Origin of the sequence: Flavobacterium sp. I3-2 (genome assembly GCF_013389595.1) — a bacterium.
Lineage (GTDB): Bacteria > Bacteroidota > Bacteroidia > Flavobacteriales > Flavobacteriaceae > Flavobacterium.
Genome location: NZ_CP058306.1, coordinates 1,373,119 through 1,396,163 on the forward strand (window position 1 = coordinate 1,373,119; position 23,045 = coordinate 1,396,163).

The 23,045-nt window shown below is 32.2% G+C and carries 13 protein-coding genes and 4 tRNA genes; 10 read left to right on the forward strand and 7 right to left on the reverse strand.

Annotated features, from left to right (window positions below):
• Positions 1–22 precede the first annotated feature (22 nt).
• The 5 genes from HW119_RS06470 (at position 23) to HW119_RS06490 (ending at position 7,195) form a co-directional block, all read left to right on the forward strand.
• Positions 23–1,078 (forward strand): NAD(P)/FAD-dependent oxidoreductase, encoded by a 1,056-nt coding sequence (locus HW119_RS06470; protein WP_177762295.1) that lies wholly within the window; start codon positions 23–25, stop codon positions 1,076–1,078.
• A 20-nt stretch (positions 1,079–1,098) separates the two neighbouring features.
• Entirely contained in the window at positions 1,099–3,021 is a 1,923-nt protein-coding gene (locus HW119_RS06475) for an ABC-F family ATP-binding cassette domain-containing protein (protein WP_177762298.1), read from the forward strand.
• Between the two features lie 55 nt (positions 3,022–3,076).
• Positions 3,077–4,387, forward strand: coding sequence for a DUF4026 domain-containing protein (locus HW119_RS06480; protein ID WP_177762300.1), 1,311 nt, complete (start codon positions 3,077–3,079; stop codon positions 4,385–4,387).
• Positions 4,388–4,547: 160 nt separating this feature from the next.
• The gene (locus tag HW119_RS06485) at positions 4,548–6,482 is read left to right on the forward strand and encodes a PQQ-binding-like beta-propeller repeat protein (protein WP_177762302.1); all 1,935 of its coding nucleotides are present in this window, start codon (positions 4,548–4,550) and stop codon (positions 6,480–6,482) included.
• Between the two features lie 149 nt (positions 6,483–6,631).
• Complete coding sequence (locus tag HW119_RS06490; RefSeq protein ID WP_177762304.1) at positions 6,632–7,195, forward strand: hypothetical protein; 564 nt, start codon at positions 6,632–6,634, stop codon at positions 7,193–7,195.
• A 99-nt stretch (positions 7,196–7,294) separates the two neighbouring features.
• On the opposite strand, the gene HW119_RS06495 is transcribed toward HW119_RS06490, so the two are convergent.
• The 4 genes from HW119_RS06495 to HW119_RS06510 all read right to left on the reverse strand — a co-directional run bounded on the left by HW119_RS06495 (position 7,295) and on the right by HW119_RS06510 (position 7,822).
• Positions 7,295–7,367 (reverse strand) — tRNA-Met (locus HW119_RS06495).
• A gap of 78 nt (positions 7,368–7,445) precedes the next feature.
• Positions 7,446–7,518: transfer RNA gene (locus HW119_RS06500), tRNA-Met, on the reverse strand.
• A 79-nt stretch (positions 7,519–7,597) separates the two neighbouring features.
• Positions 7,598–7,670, reverse strand: a tRNA-Met gene (locus HW119_RS06505).
• Between the two features lie 79 nt (positions 7,671–7,749).
• Positions 7,750–7,822, reverse strand: a tRNA-Met gene (locus HW119_RS06510).
• Positions 7,823–7,940: 118 nt separating this feature from the next.
• Here HW119_RS06510 and era point away from each other — a divergent pair.
• From era to HW119_RS06535, 5 genes are all read left to right on the forward strand, one after another.
• Complete coding sequence (gene era / locus HW119_RS06515) at positions 7,941–8,825, forward strand: GTPase Era (protein WP_177762306.1); 885 nt, start codon at positions 7,941–7,943, stop codon at positions 8,823–8,825.
• A gap of 31 nt (positions 8,826–8,856) precedes the next feature.
• Positions 8,857–10,167: a ribosome biogenesis GTPase Der gene (gene der / locus HW119_RS06520; RefSeq protein ID WP_177762308.1), complete on the forward strand. Its 1,311-nt coding sequence runs from the start codon at positions 8,857–8,859 to the stop codon at positions 10,165–10,167.
• A 75-nt stretch (positions 10,168–10,242) separates the two neighbouring features.
• Positions 10,243–13,020 (forward strand): T9SS type A sorting domain-containing protein, encoded by a 2,778-nt coding sequence (locus tag HW119_RS06525; protein WP_177762310.1) that lies wholly within the window; start codon positions 10,243–10,245, stop codon positions 13,018–13,020.
• A 78-nt stretch (positions 13,021–13,098) separates the two neighbouring features.
• Positions 13,099–15,918, forward strand: a complete 2,820-nt coding sequence (locus HW119_RS06530) for an outer membrane beta-barrel protein (protein ID WP_177762312.1) — start codon at positions 13,099–13,101, stop codon at positions 15,916–15,918.
• An 85-nt stretch (positions 15,919–16,003) separates the two neighbouring features.
• Positions 16,004–18,769 (forward strand): outer membrane beta-barrel protein, encoded by a 2,766-nt coding sequence (locus tag HW119_RS06535; protein WP_177762314.1) that lies wholly within the window; start codon positions 16,004–16,006, stop codon positions 18,767–18,769.
• Between the two features lie 80 nt (positions 18,770–18,849).
• Here HW119_RS06535 and HW119_RS06540 read toward each other — a convergent pair whose 3' ends face one another.
• From HW119_RS06540 to HW119_RS06550, 3 genes are all read right to left on the reverse strand, one after another.
• The gene (locus HW119_RS06540) at positions 18,850–19,770 is read right to left on the reverse strand and encodes a malate dehydrogenase (RefSeq protein WP_177762316.1); all 921 of its coding nucleotides are present in this window, start codon (positions 19,768–19,770) and stop codon (positions 18,850–18,852) included.
• A gap of 69 nt (positions 19,771–19,839) precedes the next feature.
• Complete coding sequence (locus HW119_RS06545) at positions 19,840–20,844, reverse strand: FAD:protein FMN transferase (protein WP_255498046.1); 1,005 nt, start codon at positions 20,842–20,844, stop codon at positions 19,840–19,842.
• Between the two features lie 2 nt (positions 20,845–20,846).
• A complete protein-coding gene (locus HW119_RS06550; RefSeq protein WP_177762318.1) occupies positions 20,847–23,030 on the reverse strand; it encodes a PepSY domain-containing protein in 2,184 nt (727 codons plus the stop codon).
• Positions 23,031–23,045: the final 15 nt, after the last annotated feature.

Consider the following 23,045-nt stretch of genomic DNA (forward strand, 5'->3'; position numbering starts at 1 on the left):
AGAGTTTTTTTATATGAATAATATGACAGATTATTTAATTGTTGGTGGTGGAATTGCAGGTTTGTGTTTTGCGGATTTTTGTTTAAAACACAACAAATCATTTGCTATGATTGATGACAAAACCAGAACATCTTCTAAAGTTGCTGGCGGAATGTTTAATCCGGTGGTGTTAAAACGATTTACTTCTATCTGGAAATCCGATGAGCAATTAGCACTTGCGATGCCTTTTTATAAAAATATTGAATCGGATTTAAAAACTAAATTTCTTTACGAAATTCCAATATTTAGAAAGTTTGCATCTGTCGAAGAACAAAATAATTGGTTTCATTCATGTGATCAACCTTCGTTAAGTCATTTTCTGAAAGATAAAATTTCAAAAGTGAAAATCAATCACATCTCTTCGGACTTTGGATTTGGAGAGGTTTATCAAACGGGTTTTTTAGATGTAAATCATTTTGTTACTTCATATCAAAATTTTCTGTTTAATTTGAATCTTTTGTCATTTGAAACTTTTCATTATGATGCGATTGAATTCGAAAATGATTCTGTGATTTATAATGGAAATTCATATAAGAATATTATTTTTGCCGAAGGTTTTTCGATGCTAAATAATCCGTATTTCAATAACTTACCGTTAGATGGTACAAAAGGAGAACTTTTAATTGTTCGAATTCCTGATTTAAATTTAGATAAAATTGTAAAATCTGGAATTTTTATCATTCCGTTCAAAGACGATTTGTATAAAGTTGGCGCAACATATAATTGGCAAGACAAATCTGACGTTCAAACTCAAGAAGCAAAAAACGAATTGTTAGAAGGTTTAAGTGATTTAATCGATTGCGATTTTGAAGTGGTTGAACATTTGGCTGGAATTCGTCCAACGGTAAAAGATCGTCGTCCATTAATCGGAACACATTACAAGCACAAACAACTTCATTTGTTAAATGGATTGGGAACGCGTGGTGTTTTGCTTGGACCTTATTTATCTGATTTGTTATTTTTGAAAATTGAATTCGAAATTCCTTTAGATCAAAACGTAGATATCAATCGTTATTACAAAAAAATGCAACTAAAATAGTTGTTCAATTCATATATAAAATGTTAAACATACATAATTTATCGGTTTCTTTTTCGGGAGAATATTTGTTTGAAAATGTTACTTTTCGTTTAGGAGCCGGAGACCGCGTTGGTTTGGTTGGAAAAAATGGAGCTGGAAAATCAACGATGTTAAAAATTCTTTCTCGCGATGTGGAGCCAGATTCTGGAAGTATCGCAACCGAGAAATCATTGCAAATTGGTTTTCTTCGTCAGGATGTTGATTTCGATTTAGGACGCACCGTTCTTGAAGAAGCTTATCAGGCATTCGTTGAAATCAAAAAAACAGAACGTGAAATAGCTGAAGTTAACGAGCAATTGGTGACGCGTACTGATTATGAAAGTGACGCGTATTCTGAAATCATTGAAAAATTAAGTGATTTAACGCATCATTTCGATATAATCGGTGGTTACAATTACGTTGGAAATACCGAGCGTGTACTTTTAGGTTTAGGATTCAAACGTGCCGATTTTGATAAACTTACCGAAACTTTTTCTGGTGGATGGAGAATGCGTATCGAATTAGCAAAATTATTACTTCAGAATAACGATTTACTGCTTTTGGATGAGCCAACGAACCACTTGGATATCGAAAGTATTATTTGGTTGGAGTCGTATTTAAAAACGTTTCCAGGAGCTGTGGTAATTGTTTCGCACGATAAAATGTTTTTAGATAATGTGACCAATCGAACCATCGAAATTTCGTTAGGTAAGATTTACGATTTCAATAAACCATATTCCGAATATTTAATTCAACGCGAAGAGCTTCGTGAAATTCAATTAGCAGCTCAGAAAAATCAAGCGAAGAAAATAGAAGAAACCGAAAAATTGATTTCTAAATTCCGTGCAAAAGCTTCTAAAGCTTCGATGGCGCAATCGTTGATTAAAAAATTAGACCGCGTAGAACGTATCGAAGTGGATGAAGATGATAATTCGGTTATGAATATTAGTTTTCCAGTTTCGATTACACCAGGACGTGTAGTTCTTGAAACAGAAAAGTTCTCAAAAGCTTATGGAGAAAAACGTATTTTAACTGATATTGATTTATTGGTTGAACGCGGTTCTAAAATTGCTTTTGTTGGTCAAAACGGACAAGGGAAATCAACGTTCATTAAAGCTGTGATGAAAGAGTTTGAATATACTGGCGATATCAAGTTGGGACATAATGTTCAGTTGGGATATTTCGCGCAAAATCAAGCTGAATATTTAGATGGTGAGAAAACACTTTTAGATACGATGATTGATGCGGCAACAGATTCAAACCGTTCTAAAGTTCGCGATATGTTAGGTGCTTTTCTTTTCCGTGGCGATGATGTAGAGAAAAAAGTTAAAGTACTTTCGGGAGGTGAACGAAATCGTTTGGCGCTTTGCGTACTGCTTTTAAAACCGATTAATGTGCTTTTGATGGATGAGCCGACAAATCACTTGGATATTAAATCTAAAAACGTTTTAAAAGCTGCTTTAAAGAACTTTGAAGGAACTTTGTTGTTAGTGTCTCACGATCGTGATTTCTTGCAAGGAATGTCTGAAAAAGTGTATGAATTCAAAGACGAAAAAATCAAAGAATATTTAGGTGATATCAACTATTTCTTAGAGCAACGCAATGTTGAAAATATGCGTGAATTCGAGAAAGTAGATGAAGTAAAAGTTTCTAAAAAAGAAGACGTTAAAAATGTTGCTAAAACATTGAGTTACGAAGATCAAAAGAAACTTAAAACACTTCAGAATAAATTAAGTAAAATCGAAAGTCAGATTGCTGATTTAGAAAAGAAAGTTAAAAAAGAAGATGCCGATTTGGCTGCTAATTATGAAAAATTAATTAACGATAAAAATTTCTTTTCTCAATACGAAAAAAAGAAAAAGGATTTAGAACAATTGATGTTGGATTGGGAGCAAGTTCAAGAAGAAATTGACTCAAAATCATAAATTTAAGCAGCTATTTTTTAGCTGCTTTTTTTTGTATATTTAAGAAAAAATTAAAATGGAAGAAGAAAAAGATTTGTACGAATTAATTGAAACAGAAGGTATAAGATTAGCTTCAGAGATGGCTATCTTTCCTTCGGATGAAAATTTTGTGTTTGAAGAAAATGCAATGAAAACGGCGTTGGAAAATCGCAAAGATTTTAAGTTGGTTAAGTTTGAAACTGCCGAAATCGATGAAGAAGACCGAGAGTTTATTCTTCAGAAATATCAAATAGAAGTCGAATATCAAGAAGTTGATTTTCATTTGGATTTGATGGTTTTTGTGAATTACGATCGCGATTTAGATGAGTTTCAATTGGGAAATAGAATTTCTGACGAAGAAAGAGAAGCGTATTTAAAACAGAAATATTTCTTAGAAACCAGTCAGTATTTCTCTGACGATTATTTAGATAGTTATCATTTGCAATTAAAAGTTATGCAGGCAATTGTCGAAAAACCTTCGGTGGTTTTTGATTATATGCCCATGCGAATTCTTTCTGGAAAATGGGTGGAAATTACATCTAAATCTCACATTCCTCCAGCGCCGTCGTATTTATATGTGATTCATTCGGTTTATGAAGGCGAAGAAGATAACAGAAGCTATTGGTTGCACACACATGGTTTGCATCGTTGTAATGCTGTTGAATTGGAGTTTCTAAATATCAAAAGTGGCGCGCAACAATTTTATGATGTGTTAAATATTGTAGCAACTTCATTTCTAACTTCTGATACAAAAAAGCAAGAAGATGAAATTTTTGATGTTGGTTATGATGGTTTAGGTTTGAGTTTTTGTTGGCAACGTTGGGAGAAATCTGTCATGCAATTTCCTCCAAATATTTTAGGTGGTTTGAATGAACGAAATCCAGAAGAAGAGAATTATGGGCCGTCAGGTGTGTTGTTTGCAGTTCAAGAAGATGAAATAGTCTCTCCAGAAATTTATGCAAAAACATTAGCTGATAACCCAATGTATTTTATAAGTGATGCTGAAACAGAACGAATGGCAGCGCTTGCTTATGATAGATTTCATTCGTTTAAAAAAGTGTTTCTAGAAAATTTCAACGCCAATCAAGATGAAAAAGATGCTTGGTCTTTCTTAGTGAAATTAGGGATTCAAGTTGACAGTGGTGATAGTCGAGAACATCTATGGTTTGAAGTTTCTCATATTGACGAATTGGATAATATTACAGGACTTTTATTGAATCAGCCGTATTGGATTGAAGCTTTAAAACAAAATGATGTCAAAACCTATTCGTTGGATTTTTTGACGGATTGGATAATTTATGGTTCCGAAACTAATTATACGCCAGATACGATTTATGAATTAATTTAATTCTACTAAAACGACTTTTTTTAGTCGTTTTTTTTATGATTACTATTATTTTATTTGTTTTATTCTTTTGTGTTAAAATATTTTAATATTGTTAATTTTAGGCTTGTTTTGTTTTATTTAAATGCGTATTTTTAATTTAAATTACCAAATACTTTATAAAATGAAAAAATACGCTTATGTAATTGGAATGGCAGCTTTGTCAAGTGTCTTTTCGATAAATGCTTTTTCACAAGATGTAGTTTCGTTTTCAAATGAAATTCAAGAAGTGAAAGTAGAACCATTAACTGGAAATGTTTTTGTTAAAACCAAAGACGTTTTGTCAAGTGTAAATCCACAATCAAATGTTGTAGATTGGACTATCTCAATTGATAAAATCAATAGTCAGAATTCAATTGCAAAAATGTCAAAGATTTATTCTTCGTTATCAAATAATGATTTTTCAAACGCTTTTAAATCTGATTCTGAAATTAGTTTTATATCTAATTCTCCATTTGCTCAGGTTAAATTCGATAATAATAATGTATTGATAAATAGTACAAACGGTGAAATTCTTTTTAATTCTGCTGATTTAGGATATGTAATTTATTCATCGTCGTTTATTCAGTCAAATAACCAACTATTGATTTTGGGGCAAAAAGATAATAAAGTTATGTTTGTTAATTATGATTTGGTTGGCAAGAAAATCAATTGGGAAAGTGAAGTTGGAGATGTTGATGGACTTGGAAAATCTTTAGGTAATTACTTTAAAAGTTTGATTAAAAATGATATTTCAGTTTCTGAAAATAAAATTGTTGTTGGAAAAAATGTAATTTACGCTGGAGTTAAAAATCTACTTTTTGCTTTGGATCAAGATAATGGAAATGTAAAATGGAAAACTGATTATCCAGTAAATAATTTTTTTATTAGCGGAAATGGTGATAAAATGATTACCATTTTGAATTCTGGAGGCTTGCTGTCATCGAAACAAAAATTGAATATGTTGGATGCTTTTACAGGTGAAAAAGTTTGGAAGGATGATATAACAACTGCTTATATTTCTTATTTAGAAGACCATGGAGATAAGGTTTTAATTGCTCATCAAAAGGGATTTAATTTTTATGATTATGCAACGGGTCAAAAGCTTTGGAAAAAAGATCCAAAAGGTTCTGACATTAAACGCGTAATTCCAATTGACGGTGATTATTTATATATTGCTGATAACGAAATGAATTTAATTGATAAGGAAGGTAAAAATAAGTGGAAAAAATTTGTTGAAATTGCTGATGATTCAGAAGATCAAGTTTATTATTTGGGAAAAGTGGGGAATGATCGTGTTTTTTATTTGACTGATACATATGGAAATATGGTTGAGTATTCGACAGGTAAGAAAATATGGAAAAAGAATGTTGAATTCGATAAAAAACGCCCATTAACTTATGATTTTAAAGATGGAAAATTCTTAGTTTATAACAATAAGCGTATTTATACTTTTAATTCAAATAATGAAGATAGTCCAAAACCTAAAGGGAAAATTGATGTTGAAAACGACAAAACAATTCAAACGTTAGAATCCTTTGATTGGGGAGTTTGTATCGTTGGGCAAAATGATGTAATTGGTTTAGATAATGATGGCAATGTAATTTATCAAAAATCATACTCAGAACCAGGAGAAGCTGCGAGGAGATTGATGAAAACTGGAGGAATAATTGGTTCGTCTTTCTTTGGAATAAAAGGAAGTGTTCAAAAAGCAATTGCAAATACACAAATTACTTATGTAGATAGTAATGGAAACGAAATATCTCAAGACTTATTTTCTCAAGATGCAAAAAATAAAAAAATACAAAAAGGAAATCAAAATTCGGATATTTCTGATATGATTGACAAAAATTTATTAGCAAGTGTTGATAAGCGTTTCAATGGACTAAAGCAAAGTAATAATTATGCCGTAGTTTTAGCTAAAGGTACAAAAGGACCAGAGTTGGTAAAAGTTAGAAAAAAAGATGGAGTTGAAGTGGTGAAGATTAGTTTAGATTCTAACAAACCTATTTATGAAATTGATGGAGTTACCGACAATATCTATTTTGCGTCAGGAAAAGATTTGAAATTGTATAAATAAATTTTAAATATTATAAGTTAATTGATTCTAAAATAGACTATCTCGAATTTGAGATGGTCTATTTTTTTTGTATACTATATTTTATGAAGTTTTGAATATTTTTATTGTAATTTACGTATTCAGGATTATTAAATTTAATTTTTTATAAAATGGTTACATTTCGATATTTATTAGTGTTGATGTTCTTTTTGGTCTTCAGTAATTCATTTGCGCAAACGCAAACACAGTCAAAAATATTTTTAGAACAATTCAAACCTTTGGTTGGACAATATTTCGAAGGTGAAATTATTGAAGGCGCCAAAGAAGGTGATGGATTTACTGGTAAACGTTTGTTAATGGAGGTTTTGAGTTATGATGAACGCGAAGTTAAAATTCCGTTTTATGTTGGAGATGATAAATCAAGAACTTGGATTTTGTCCTATTCAAATAACGTTTTAACTTTAAAACATGATCACCGTCATCAAGATGGTTCGGCAGATGATGTTACTTTTTATGGTGGAACTTCAACCAACCAAGGGAGTGAAACAATTCAAGTCTTTCCAGCAGATAACGAAACATGTCAAATGATAGATTATGCATGTCAAAATGTTTGGTGGATTACCATGGACGGAACTACATATACTTACAATCTACGTAGAATCGGTTCAGATAGACTTTTTTCTGTGAAGTTTGATTTGTCAAAATCAGTAAAATCCAATTTTAAACCTTGGTAGGTTATGAATCTTTAATCTGAAATTTGAAGAATCGATAATTTCTTTATTTTTATAAATTAAAAAAGCCATTTGTAAAAATATACAAATAGCTTTTCTTAGTAGCGGGAACTGGACTCGAACCAGTGACCTTCGGGTTATGAGCCCGACGAGCTACCTACTGCTCTATCCCGCGCTGTGCGATTTATGAATTTTGGTTACTTTCAAATATAAATTCATTAATTTTTTGAAAGGGTAGGAGTTACCAACTTAGTAGCGGGAACTGGACTCGAACCAGTGACCTTCGGGTTATGAGCCCGACGAGCTACCTACTGCTCTATCCCGCGCTGTGCGTTTTTATGAATTTTGGTTACTTTCAAATATAAATTCATTAATTTTTTGAAAGGGTAGGAGTTACCAACTTAGTAGCGGGAACTGGACTCGAACCAGTGACCTTCGGGTTATGAGCCCGACGAGCTACCTACTGCTCTATCCCGCGCTGTGCGTTTTTATGAATTTTGGTTACTTTCAAATATAAATTCATTAATTTTTTGAAAGGGTAGGAGTTACCAACTTAGTAGCGGGAACTGGACTCGAACCAGTGACCTTCGGGTTATGAGCCCGACGAGCTACCTACTGCTCTATCCCGCGATGTTTCGAGTGCAAATGTAATACAACATTTCAGAACTGGCAAGTTTAATGTAATAAAATTTTTATTTCGTGTATTTCACAGATTATAACTACCTTTGCAAAGTTTAAATTAGGTAAAATGACACATAAAGCAGGATTTGTTAATATTATTGGTAATCCAAACGTAGGAAAATCAACTTTGATGAATGCGTTCATCGGAGAGCGTCTTTCTATTATTACTTCTAAAGCACAAACAACCAGACATCGTATTTTAGGAATTGTAAACGGAGAAGATTTTCAAATTCTTTTCTCGGACACTCCTGGAATCATTAAACCAGCTTATGAACTTCAAACTTCAATGATGGATTTTGTGAAATCTGCTTTTGAAGATGCTGATGTGTTAATTTATATGGTAGAAATAGGAGAGCGTGAGTTGAAAGACGAAGCGTTCTTTAATAAAATTCGAAATGCTAAGGTTCCGGTTCTTCTTCTATTGAATAAAATCGATAAATCGAATCAAGAGCAGTTAGAAGAACAAGTAGCACTTTGGAAAGAGCAAGTTCCGAATGCTGAGATTTATCCTATTTCTGCTTTACAAGGATTTAATGTGAAGGAAGTTTTTGATAGAATTGTTGAGATTTTACCAGAATCACCTGCGTATTATCCTAAGGATTCATTAACAGATAAACCAGAACGTTTCTTTGTTAATGAAATCATTCGTGAAAAAATTCTTTTGAATTACGATAAAGAGATTCCATACGCTGTTGAAATCGAAACAGAAGAATTTAAAGAAGACGAAAAAATCATCAGAATTAAAGCGGTTATCATGGTTGAACGCGATAGCCAAAAAGGAATCATCATTGGGCATAAAGGTGCGGCAATTAAAAAAATTGGCATGCAAGCTCGGGAAGAATTAGAAAAATTCTTTGATAAACAAGTTCATATCGAAATGTTTGTTAAGGTTAATAAAGACTGGAGAAATAATTCGTATCAATTAAAACGATTCGGATATAATCAAAAATAAAAAATACACTTTTATATATAAGTGAATACGTATGAGTAATATTGTAGCCATAGTTGGAAGACCTAATGTAGGTAAATCTACTTTCTTTAACCGATTAGTACAACGTCGTGAGGCGATTGTTGACTCGGTTTCTGGAGTAACACGTGACCGTAATTACGGTAAAAGTGAATGGAATGGAAAAGAATTTTCGGTAATTGATACCGGAGGTTACGTAAAAGGTTCTGATGATATTTTTGAAGGAGAAATCCGTCGTCAGGTTGAATTAGCAATTGACGAAGCAGATGCTATTGTATTCGTTGTTGACGTTGAAGAGGGAATTACTCCAATGGATGACGAAGTTGCTAAGTTGTTAAGAAAAGTTACAAAGCCTGTAATCTTAGCGGTTAATAAAGTAGATAATGCAAAGCGTGAAACGGATGCGTTTGAATTTTATAACTTAGGATTGGGTGAATATTTTACTATTTCTGGAATGTCTGGAAGTGGAACAGGGGAGTTGTTGGACAAAATTGTTGAAGTTTTACCTGAATTACCTGAAGTTGAGGAAAATCCTGAAGAGTTACCTCGTTTTGCAGTTGTTGGTCGTCCAAACGCTGGAAAATCTAGTTTTATCAATGCCTTAATTGGTGAAGATCGTTTTGTGGTTACTGATATTGCGGGAACTACTCGTGATGCAATTGACACAAAATACAACCGTTTTGGATTTGAATTTAATTTAGTTGATACGGCAGGAATTCGTCGTAAAGCAAAGGTTAAAGAAGATTTAGAATTCTATTCGGTAATGCGTTCAGTTCGTGCCATTGAGCATGCTGATGTTTGTATTTTAGTAATCGATGCAACTCGTGGATTCGAAGGTCAAGATCAAAGTATTTTCTGGTTGGCTGAGAAAAACCGTAAAGGAATTGTAATCTTAGTTAACAAATGGGATTTAGTTGAAAAAGATTCCATGACAACGGTGGAGTATGAACGTAGAATACGTGAAGAAATTGCACCATTTACAGATGTACCAATTCTTTTTGTTTCGGCTTTAACAAAACAACGTTTATTAAAAGCTTTAGAAACTGCGGTACACGTTTACGAAAGCAGAAAAAATCGTATTCCAACTTCTAAGTTCAACGAAGTGATGTTACCGATTATTGAACGTAATCCACCACCAGCAATTAAAGGTAAATACGTTAAAATTAAATATTGTATGCAGTTACCAACAGCAATTCCGCAGTTTGTGTTCTTTGCTAATTTACCACAATATGTAAAAGATCCGTATAAAAGATTTATTGAAAATAAGCTTCGAGAAATTTATGATTTCGAAGGGGTGCCAATCGATATTTATTTTAGACAAAAATAATTTTAAAAACCTTTCTGAATTCGGAAAGGTTTTTTGTTAAAAAGAATTTATTATATTTAATAAATTCTTTTTTTTATGAAAAAAACTTTACTTTTTTTATTTTTATTAGTTTTGTTTTCGAAACTTCAAGCGCAGACTATTTATTATGTTGATGCAATTGGATCTGGAGACGGTTTGTCTTGGGCGACCGCTTCAAACGATTTGCAACTTATTATTAATACTGCATCTGATGGAGATCAGATTTGGGTAAAACAAGGTATTTATCAGCGAGGTGTTGGTCTGTCTTTTCTTTTAAATAAAAATGTTTCTCTTTTTGGAGGTTTTCCTAGAGAGTTAAATCCAACTTTTGAAGATCGAAATCCCAATCTTTACGAAACTATTTTAAAAGGAAATCAATCCAGAGTTTTAGAAGTTTTAGGTAATTCAAATCCAATTTCGTCATCTACATTTATTGATGGTTTTACGATAACCGAAGGTAATTCGACATCAGGTGCAGGTTTGTATGCAACTCAAAGTAGCGCAACTTATCGAAATTTGAAGATTGTTAATAACACAAGTACGATGGGACTTGGCGCAGGTGTTAATTTGTATTATACAAACAGTACTTTATATCAAGTTTTAATTGCTAATAATACATCAATCTTGAATCCAGGTAGCGATGGTGATTCAGCCGGAATGAGAATTAACGGAGGAGAAGTTAAATTGATTAATTGTGTTGTTGCAGACAATCATGCACAAGGTTATGTTGGTGGAATTTGGGCTGCAGCATCGATTGTACATTTATATAACAGTATTGTTTATGGAAATACGGCTGAGTTAAGTTTTACAACGTCCGACGCTAACGATAATTATAGAGGAAGTAATTACAATGTAACTTATGCTAAAAATTCGATTTTGCAAAATAGTACAGGAAGTGATTATTATTACGAAACACCAATATTTTATTATTTTGGAAATGACCTTGGCGGAAATTTAGATGTTAATCCAATGTTTAATAGTGATTATTCTTTGCAACAAAGTAGTCCAGGAATTAACGAAGGTGATAGTCAAATTGTTTTAGAAAATCCATTGCTAACAGATTTAGATTTTTTCAAGGCTAATAGAATTGTTGATGTAATTGACATTGGATTGAATGAATTTCAAACTTCAATTCCAGATGTTTTATATGTAAAAGAAAACGGAACTGGTAACGGAACTTCTTGGGAAAACGCGTCTGGAAATTTGCAATTAATGATGGATAGACAAGTTGCAGGAAAACAAGTTTGGGTTGCAGCTGGAACTTATGATAACAATGGCGTTTATTTTAAATTACGTGAAGGAGTTAAAGTTTTTGGAGGTTTTCCTGCAACCGGAAATCCAACTTTTGAGGATAGAGATTATGAAAATTATCAAAGTATTTTAACAGCTTCAACTGGAATTATTTTAGGGAATTTTCATCACGAAACTCGTATTTTAAGCCCACAAACTACAATTGATGGTTTTGTGGTTACTTCAGATTCTGAATTAACTTACGGAATTTTCGATAGTAATTCTGAAGTTATGTATTCAAACATGACTTTTGAAGAGAATCATTTAGGTTATGCAACAATCGAAATTCGCAGAAAATCAAATCCAACATTTACAGCTTGTAAAATACTAAATAATTCAACAACAGATTTTTCTGCTTCAACTGTTTATCTTCATTCAGACGCTAAAGCAAATTTTATAAACTGTCATTTTGAAGGGAATAATCCAACATCAGGAAATACTTTTATGTTAAGAAACAATTGTGCGGCCAATGTAATTGATTGTATGTTTACTCAAAATGCAGCTTTAGGTTCATCATACGTCGCTTATATCGATAATAGTTCTGCTAATTTTATCAATACCATTTTTGAATCTAATGGAGCTACCTTATATGATGGTGGAGTTGTTGGTATTTATGGTGATGTTTTTAATAATGAACCTTCGTGGACGCATCCGTTAACAGTCAATTTTGATAGATGTATCTTTAAAAATAATCTAACAAGAGCTATTCATGCTCGAGGAATGCAAACCGATACTTTGGTAATTAATAATTCGTTATTTTATGGTAATAAAGCATATTCTGGTGGTGCGTTGAGAAAAGATACAAATATTAATTTATACATAAACAATTCAACGTTTACAGAAAATCAAGCGACAGGTCAGTTTGCAGGCGCTTTGTTTTTTAACGAAGGAGAAGGTGTAAATGAAGTAAGAAACTCAATTATTTATAACAATACTGGACCTTATGTTTACGGTACACAAATTTTTACCTATCAACCAGTTTCGTTTAAAAACTCTATTTTACCGGGTTCTGGCGGAAGTTCAAATTGGAATTCAGGTGTTTACAATAATTTTAATATCGCACCGTTAAGTACCAATTTAGGCGGTAATTTAGATGTGAATCCAATGTTTATAGATGTTGTTAATAAAAATTTTAGACTTGACGAAGGAAGTCTTGCTATCAATGCAGGAACAAATACAATATTTGGACCAAATGCAACACCAAATATTTCTGAATTGACTTTAGATTTAGATGGAAATCCAAGATTTATTTATACAACTGTAGATATGGGTGCTTATGAATTTGAAACGAAAGCTTTAGGAATTGACGATTTAGATTATGAAAAGTACATCAAAATATTTCCTAATCCAGCAAGCGATTTGGTTTATATAGAAACAGAACAATTTGATTTTTTAAACGCTACTATTTTCTCAATTGATGGAAAAAAAATCACAAAAACAACTTCTAAAGTAATTGATGTTTCTAATTACTCAAGAGGAATTTATATTTTACAGATACAATTGTCAAATCAAAAAATGTATTCACATAAAATTATCGTGAAATAATTGTAAAAAGCGGTAAACCCTTTAATAATTGCGACTTATGAGTGCCAACTTGTAAGTCGCTTTTTGTACTTTTGATATATGAAAAAGTTTATATTCCTATTTACGTTTTTAGTTGCTTTTGTTTCAAATGCTCAAAATATAGAGCTAAAAGGAAAAGTAATTACAGAATCGAAACAACCCATAGAGGCGGTTTCAGTTTTATTGCTTCAGAAAAAAGATTCAACGGTTATTCAATATGCAATAACTGATGTTATTGGAAATTTTTCGATGAAGATTAAACCAATGGATCAACCTTCGTTTTTATCATTAACTTATTTGGGAAATGAAGATAAAAATATTGAATTCGAAAAAATTACCGAGTCAAAAGATCTTGGTGAAATTACAATGAAAGAATTGTCAGATATGTTAGCAGAATTGGTGATTGTAACCGACGTTCCAATTCGAGTAAAACAAGACACCTTAGAATTCAATGCTTCGTCTTTTAAGGTGCGACCAGATGCGAATGTTGAGGCGCTATTGAAAGAATTACCTGGTGTTGAAATTGATGCTGACAAAAAAATCACGGTAAACGGTCAATCTGTGAGTCAGATTTTAGTTAATGGAAAACCATTTTTTGATAAAGATGGAAGTGTGGTGTTACAAAATCTTCCGGCAGATATTATTAAGAAAATTCAAGTTACAGATGCTAAAACCAAAACAGAAGAATTTTCTGGTAAACGTGCCAAAAGTGAAAATGCGAGTATCAACCTTACTATTGACGAAAAAAACAACCAAGGGTTATTCGGAAAAGTTATGGCGGGTTATGGAACTGATGAACGTTATGAAACGAGTGGATTGGTTAATTATTTTAAAGGAAATAGAAAAATTTCGGTACTTGCTTCTTCAAACAATATAAACTCTTCAGGATTTTCAATGGACGGCGTTTTTGATAATATGGGCGGCGGACGTAGTCAATTCAATAGTTTCGGTGGACGTTCTAGTGGTGGATTGGGTTCTGGTACTGGATCAGGAATCACAAGAACGAACATGTTAGGTGTTAATTATTCGGATCAGTTTTTTAAAGATCTTGAAGTTAATGCAAGTTACTATTTGAATGATAATCGAAATGAAAATGCCAACCGTTCGCGTGTGGTAAACTTACTTCCTGATGGCGATTTTATTACAGAATCTGAATCAAACAGAACGACAGATAATTTAAATCACAATGCAAATTTTAATGTTGAATACAAAATAAATCCAACAACTAAAATCTTTATCGAACCAAAAATTTCAAGTTCTAAGAATGTAATTGATTCGCAAAGTAAATCTGAATCAATGGATGCAAATGGTGATTTGTTTAATACAAATAATGCTGTAGGACATTCAGAAACCGACACGTTTAATTTTAGTAATTCAGTTCAATTCAATAAAGTTTTAGATACGAACGGTAAAAATTTAAGCATGAGTTTTGATAATGCAAATTCAAAAACTACTGGTTTTGGACGAACAAATTCAGAAACTATTTTCTATCAAGGTACAGAAACGGATGATTTAAGAAATCAAAAAAATGATACTAGAAGTACAAACGATAATTATACAATAACTGCAACTTATACGCAACCTGTTGCTAAAAATACCGAATTAAATTTAGGTTATACCTTTAATTATAATCAAGATACGGATGTACTTACAACTTATGATTTTGATCCGTTAACCAATGAGTTTTCTCAAATAAGTGATTTGTATTCGAGTAGTACAAATAACAAAAGTGTTTCGTCTACGCCTTTTGTTGGAGTAAATTACAATACTAAAAAATTATTTTTTGATTTTAAATACGGAGTTCAGATTGATGATTTTAAAGCAAGCGCTTCATATCTAAATCAAGAATATGTTGTAAATCGTAAATTTGTATCGCCAAATATCTCAACCCGATTTCGTTATAAATTTACAGACTCAAAAACGTTTAATGTAAATTATAATTATTCAGTAACTGATCCAAGTGCTACACAAATTTTACCTTACGAACGTTTTAATGATCCGTTAAATACCTACATCGGAAATGCCGATTTAGATCAAGCTAAAAGCCATTCGATTAATTTAAGTTTTAGAGATTTTAACTTTCAAATGCGAAGCGGTTGGACGATTGGAGTTTCTGGTAATTTCTATGATTCTCAAATTGTTTCTACAACTGTTTTTGATGAAAATAGAAAACGTACAACAACTTACGATAATATTTCAGGAGCTTACTCACTTGGATTGTTTGGGAATTTTAATAAGTCTAAAAAAATTGACGCACATACTTTAAGATATGGAATTGGAATGCGTGTAAATTACGGACTTTCTAAAGGTTTTACCGATAACCAATTGTACGAAAATAATTCACTTACTTTTACACCTCGAATCTATGGATCTTGGGATTATGGCGAATTTTTAACCATTGCGCCGTCATATAGTTTAGGATATACTAATAATACTTATTCGAATATTGCTTTAGAGAAAACGTCATATGTTGTGCATAATATCAATTTACAAACAACAACTTATTGGCCTAAAAATGTAACTTGGGGTAATGATTTTGGATATACGTACAATACTAATATTGCTGCTGGTTTCAAAAAAGATTTCTTTTTATGGAACACGAGTTTGGGATATGATTTCTTAAATGGTGCTTTAACAGCTAAAGTTAAAGTTTACGATATCTTAAATCAAAATATAGGAACCAGAAGAACGGTAAGTCCAACGGCAATATCCGATCAAGAAAATACCGTTCTAAAACGTTACGCTATGTTTTCGTTAACTTTTAAGTTCGATAAATTCGGAACAGGTAAACAATCAAACGAACGTGGTCCAGGAGAAAGAGGTCCACGTGGAGATCGCCCACCCGGAAATCGTCCTCCTCGTGATATGCGAATGATGTAATTTATTAAAAAGTATCTGGAGTTTTCAGATACTTTTTGTTTTTGTTAATATTTTATGTTTTATTTGTGATTGCCAAATTTATATTATGAATAAAATATTTTATTTAATTATGCTGTTCTTCATTGGAACGGCTTTTTCATTTGCACAAAAAAATTTTTCTATAAAAGGAAAAATTTCAGATGAAAATAAAAAACCTATCGAAGCGGTTACTGTTTATCTTTCAACTGCAAAGGATTCTACTTTGATTAATTATACAATTACCGACTCTAAAGGAGAATTTGATTTGCAAACTAATAAAATAGAAGTTCCAAGTTTTATTGTCGCAAGTATGCTTGGATACACAGATTATTCCAAACAATTTACATCGATTGTTGATCACATTAATTTAGAAGAAATCATACTTACAGAAGATTCTAATATGTTAGACGAAATGGTTATTAAAGCAGATGTTGCGCCGATTCGTGTTAAACAAGACACCATCGAATTTAATGCAGCTTCGTTTAAAGTTCGTCCAGATGCAAACGTAAAAAGTTTGTTAGAACAATTACCTGGAGTTACCGTTGATGCTGATGGAAAAATAAAATATAACGGAAAAGAAGTTCCAAATATTCTTGTTAATGGAAAACCATTTTTTGGAGCTGATGGTAAAATTGCCATCGAAAATCTACCAGCCGAAATTATCAATAAAGTACAAGTTTCTGATTTTAAAACCAAAGAAGAAAAACTGGCAGGTAAGAAAAGTGATGGCGAATCAGTTTCGATTAACTTAACTATCGACGAAGATAAAAACAAAGGTTTCTTTGGTAGAATTAATGGTGGTTACGGAACAGATGATCGATATGAATCGTCGTTGTTAGCTAATTATTTTCAAGGAGAAACCAAGTTTAGCGTTTTGGCTTCTTCAAATAATATCAATTCCACAGGTTTTTCTCAAAACGAAGTTTTTGATAATATGCGAGGTGGCCGAAATTCATGGTCATTTAACTCTTCATTTATTGATGAATATTCTGGAAACTCTGGAATTACAACTTCTAATTTAGTTGGATTAAATTACAACGATTCTTTTAAAAAGAAAGTTGATGTTGCAGCAAGTTATGTTTTAGATAATCAAGAAAATAAATCAAAATCAACATCTCGAATAGAAAATCTTTTACCCGAAAATAGGGTGATTTCTTTTAATGAAAATGAAGGAACTTCTCATAAAAACAATCACAAATTTACATTTGATTTTGAAATTCAAATCGATTCGACTTCGTCATTAGCATTTGTTCCAATTTATGAAAAAAATAATAATAGAAGACATAATGTGTCAAGCTCAGAAACAGTTTCAATTTTGAATGATTTGATTAATAAATCACAAGGAAGTCAGTTTACTGAAACCGATATGGATCGTTTTGAAAATCAGTTGATCTATAACAAACGTTTTAAAAACAAAACATCGTTTAGTTTAAATTTTGAAAATAATAATTCAAAAAATAAATCATTTGCAAACAATCAAATAAGTACACTTTTTTACGAAGGATCGAATCCCGATGATATACGAAATCAAAATGCGTTTGGTAATTCGCACAGAGATTATTATCAGGTAGAACTTGAATATCGTATTCCGATAACAAAAAAACAAACTTTAGCTGTTGAAGCGGGTTATATAAATACGACGGAAGTTGATAGTCAAGAAACTTTTGATTTTGATTCAACCACAAATCAATATTCAGATTTTAATGATTTACAATCTTACAGAAATCGTTTTCAAACGAATGAAGTCAAAGCTGGAGTTGGTTATGAGTATCAATACGAAAAAGGTTATTTTCAATTAGATTTAGGAAGCCGTTGGATGAATTATGATATGAAATCTTTTTACAACAACAACATTTTCTTAAATAAGAAAACCGATGTTTTGCCTAATATTCGAATTTCAAATAGTTTTAAAATGGGTAAATCAACACGTTTGTATTTATCTTATCGTTACACAGGTTCGCTGCCTTATATGAATCAACTATTAGAATATCAAGATTTATCTTCAACTTTAAGTGTTTCTCAAGGTAACGGAAATTTAAAACCAAAGTTATCTCATGGAGTAAATTTAAACTTTTCTAATTATGATTATTTGACGAGATCAGGATATTATATTTATGCCGGAGGATCATTAGAATCGCGTGGAATAATCGATGTGGTTTCTTATGATGAAGGTTTCAAAAGTTTTAGAACTTATGAAAATGCTTCAGGAACGGGTTATTTTTATTTAGGAGGTTCATTTAATAAATCTTATAAATTAGGAGTTAATACGTTAAGTTATGAAATCGGATTGAACTTCAATTTAGATAAATTTAAAGGAAAAACAAACGGTTTATTATACAGCGCCAATTCTCAAGGTGTGACACCAAAAGTGAAATTAACTTGGGATTATAATAAGGTGTTTATTATTTCGCCTTCTTATTCGTATAATTATAATTTTGTAGATTATAAAGATTTCTCTGTTGATAAAACAAACAATTTTACACATAAATTAAATCTTCAGATTACATCATATTTACCAAAGCAATTTATAATAGGAGCGGACGTTGGTTACAATTATAATTCGATGTTAGCCGACGGATTTAAAAAGGATTTTACGTTGTTAAACGCAAGTGTTGGATATAAATTCTTAAAGGATCAATTAACAGCAAAAGTTAAAGCTTACGATTTGTTAAATCAGAATTTGAGTACAAACCGATATATAAGTCCAACTTCGATTCAAGATTCAGACCAATTGATTTTAAAACGTTATTTCATGTTCTCTTTGAGCTATAAACTTGATAAGTTTGCAGGTAAAAAGAAAAAAGAAGGAAATTCTTTTATAATTAATATGTAATCTGATTACACAAAAAAATGAAGCTGTTTCGTAATTTTTACGTTTCAGCTTCATCTTTTTTAATTGAATTTAATAACGTTTTATATTAATCCGTTTACTTCATTTATCGCTTTTGCACTTGCATTTAGTTTAACTAAATCAGCATCGGTTAATTTGATTTGAATGATTTTTTCTACTCCGTTTTTTCCTATAATACACGGAACACCAATACAAATACCTTCAATTCCAAATTCGCCTTCTAAATAAACTGAATTTGGTAATAATTTCTTTTTATCATTTACAATAGCATCAACCAATTCGGCAACAGCAGCACCAGGTCCGTACCAAGCCGAAGTTCCTAAATGCTTGGTTAATGTAGCTCCGCCAACCATCGTTTCTTTTATCACTTCATCAAAAACTTCGTCAGTTAAAAGCTCTGAAATCGGAATTCCTTTATAAGTTGCTAGTTCTTTTACAGGAATCATTGTAGTGTCTCCATGACCACCAATAACCATGGCTTCAATTTCGTTAATTGGTTTTTGCAATTTCTGACTTAAGAAATAACGAAAACGATTCGAATCTAACATCGCACCCATTCCAATGATTTTATTTTTAGGCAAACCCGAAGCTTTTAAAGCAACTAAAGTCATTGTGTCTAACGGATTGGTCACAATTACAAAAACTGCATTTGGAGCATGTTTCATAGCGTTTTTCACAACCGATTCTACAATAGAAACATTAACCGCAACCAATTCTTCACGACTCATTCCAGGTTTTCTAGGTTGACCTGAAGTTACCACAACCACTTCACTATTGGCAACTTTAGAATAATCCGAAACTTCTGGATGGATTATGGTATCAAAACCTAAAGCGGGCATTGATTGCGCCAAATCCATGGCTTTACCGGCAGCCAAACCTTCGGCGATATCCAATAAAACAATTTCTGAAACAATGCCCTTCATCGCAATAAACTGCGCACAAGTTGCCCCTACATTACCAGCTCCTATAATACTTACTTTCATATTTTAATTTTTTTGTTGTTTTTTTAAAGTTACAAAAAAACGCACAACTTATGAGGCTGTGCGTTTGTATTAATTATCTGTATTTAATTGCTTCAAAACTTTCTTATAATTTTTGGAAGTAATAATATCGCCTTCTTCTGTAATTATCAAACAAGCATAATTTGGGTGACTTTCTAACAACTGTAAACCAGCTTCAGCTCCTAAAACCATAATCGATGTGCTAAATCCGTTTGCGGTTTCTGCTTCAGGACCTAAAACCGTAACACTGGTTAAACCTGATGCGGGAATTCCCGTTTTGGGATTGATAATATGCGAGTATCGAACGCTGTCAATTAAAGCAAACTTCTGATAATCGCCAGAGGTACACATCGCCGCATTTCGAACAGGGAATTTCCTTAGAATTTCACCTTGTTTAAACGGATTGCGTAAACCAATCAGCCAACTTTTTCTGTCAACTTGACGTCCCCAAGAAGCTAAATCGCCAGAAGCATTTACAATACCACCTTTTATTCCTAATTTCAACATCAGTTCACGACCTTTATCTGCGGCATATCCTTTTCCGGTTGCACCGAAACCAATTTTCATTCCTTTTTTTGATAAGAAAATCGTGGAATCAGTTTCGTTTAAAATCACATTTTTATAACCTACATTTTCAATGCTTTTTTGAATCGCTTCTTTTGTAGGAAGTTCATCCATCAAACCATCAAAACTCCAAATTTTATCCATCGAAGCAACTGTAATATCAAATGCGCCGTTTGTGATTTTAGAAAAATGTAACGCGCGTTTGGTTAGCTCAAAAACTTCTTTATCTACTTTCACGGGTTTAATACCCGCATTTCTATTGATTTCAGAAATTTGAGAATTGGGTTTCCAATCTGAAATCAATAAATCAATTCGAATGACTTCATCAAAAACTTGTTGAATGTAACTTTCGGCCAACACTTCGGTTTCTGCCACAACAGAAACATCAAATGAACTGCCCATTAAAACCGTATCTCGTTTTATCATTACTTGAGCAAATGCACTTTGAACTAATAAAAACAAACATCCGAAAAGGAAACTTTTTTTATTCATAACTAATAACAATCGGTTTTAATTTGATTTTGTTCTTTGTAGAAAGTTAGTGATTTATTATGATGCGTTGCAACAATTTTATCTAAAACAACTTCTACATCTTTTTGCATTGCCAACGAACCACAAATCATAACAACGGCTCCGGCTGCTAATTTATCTGCAATTAACTGTGCTTGTTCTTCAATAATTTGCATTACGTATTTTGGATTTTCTTCACGAGAAAAAGCAAATGTAAAATCAATTAATTGTTTATTTTCTTGATGCATTTTTGCGAAACTTTCATAAGCTAAAACGGTTTCATTTCTATGACGGAAACCAACAAACAAATGCATTTCTTTACGAGAAATATTTTCGTCAATCATTCCTAAAAACGGAGCAATTCCGGTTCCGTTTCCAATCATAATAACCGATTTCGCTTCTGTAGGCACATGAAAATGTTCGTTTGTAATGATGCGCGCTTTTAGTTGTTCGTTGTTTTGTAAACCATGCAAAAATTGCGAACCCAAACCAAACTCGTGTAACTTAACCACCAATTGTAAATTTCCATCTACTTTGGCAATGGAATACAAACGTTCTTGTGCATCGTTCGCCGGATAAATAGCTAGCAAATCACCCGATTGGAATTTCTTTTTGGTTTGTAACGAAATTTGAAAAACCGAATCATTCGTGTTCTTTTTATTTTCAAGAACGGTAAACTTACTCAATTTAGGAAGTTTCATTTGGTAATTTGCCGAAACGTTTTCGATTTTAATCGTTGAAATTTCGTTATACGCATTTACCCAATTCACGAATTCTGCAACCGATTTTTTATCTACTGTATGAATTTGTAATTTTCGTTGGAAGTTATTTTGTTGTACTAACAACGCATCAGCTTCAAAAGCAAACGCGCAGAAATCGGCATATTTGGTTGAACCAAATCCTAAAACAGAAAAATGAATATTTTGAGATTGTGGATGTTTTTCTACCAACTTTTTAAATTGGCTCGCGTTCGAAGGCGCTTCACCCAATCCGTACGTAGATGTTAAAACAATCAATTCCGAAGCTTTTGGGAATTGCTGGTATTCATTTAAAGTTGCGAAAAACGATTTCTTACCTGAATTCAAAAATTGTTGATGAATTCGGTTTGCAAAATACGTAGTAGTTCCGCCTTCTGAACCAACTAAAATAACAATTTCAGTATCGGTTGGTTTAAATTTATTTTTAATTTTTACCGATTTACGTTTGAAGGTAATCACAAAACCAGTGTAAATAAAAGCCAAAATATTTAGGGAAGCGATTCCTAAAATAATGGCCCAAATGGCATTGGTTCTTCCGGTATGTAAATCTAAACTCAAGGTTTCCAAAACGGTTTCTTTCGGATAAATAATTTCCGAAACAATTTCACCCGTAACTTGATTGACTTGAATTTCTCTATCTTTTAATTTAATTCGGAAAAATTCTTCTGGGTCATCGCTAAACGGAAATTCAATTTTAGTTACTTCGCTTAAAAGCGTTTCTTTAAAAAGAGGAATTTCTTCTAAAGTGAATTCTTCAGTTACTTTTGATTCGTGTGCAATTTCAACCAATTCAGGTTTAGAAATCACATCAAATCGCAACATAAATAAATAACTTCCCGTTACTGAAATAATTAAAATAGGAATTAAAAGTAATCTTCCGGTAACTACGTGAAAATATTGTGCAGAGAAATCGCTGATTACTTTTGAAAAGAAATTACGAATTCCTAATTGTCTTTTTATGATTAAAACGGTTCCAGAAATGGTGATTAATAATAATAAAAAGGAAACAAATCCAACAATGAATCTTCCAGTTTCGTGTAAAAATAACGAACGATGTAAAGAAATATTCCATTCGATAAAATCGGATTTTGGTTTTGGTTCAGCTAAAATTTCTCCAGTTACAGGATGTACAATGGCTTTAAAATCTTCACCTTCGTCATTAAAACCTTCTGCGATTACGGAATTTGTAGCATCGATATTCAATTCTAATATTTCAGGAAAAACCTTGCGCAACCCAGTTACGGATTGCGCTACAGTTATTTGATTGAAATTTTCTATGCTTGGAGCCGAAGTTTTTTCGTAAGCTGCATCGACTGCTAAAATGGTTCCGGTGACAGAAGCGATTAACAAAAACAGAAAAGAAAAAATGGCTAAAACTAAATGGGCTAATCGCCAAACTGATCTAGTCATTAGAAAAAAATAAGT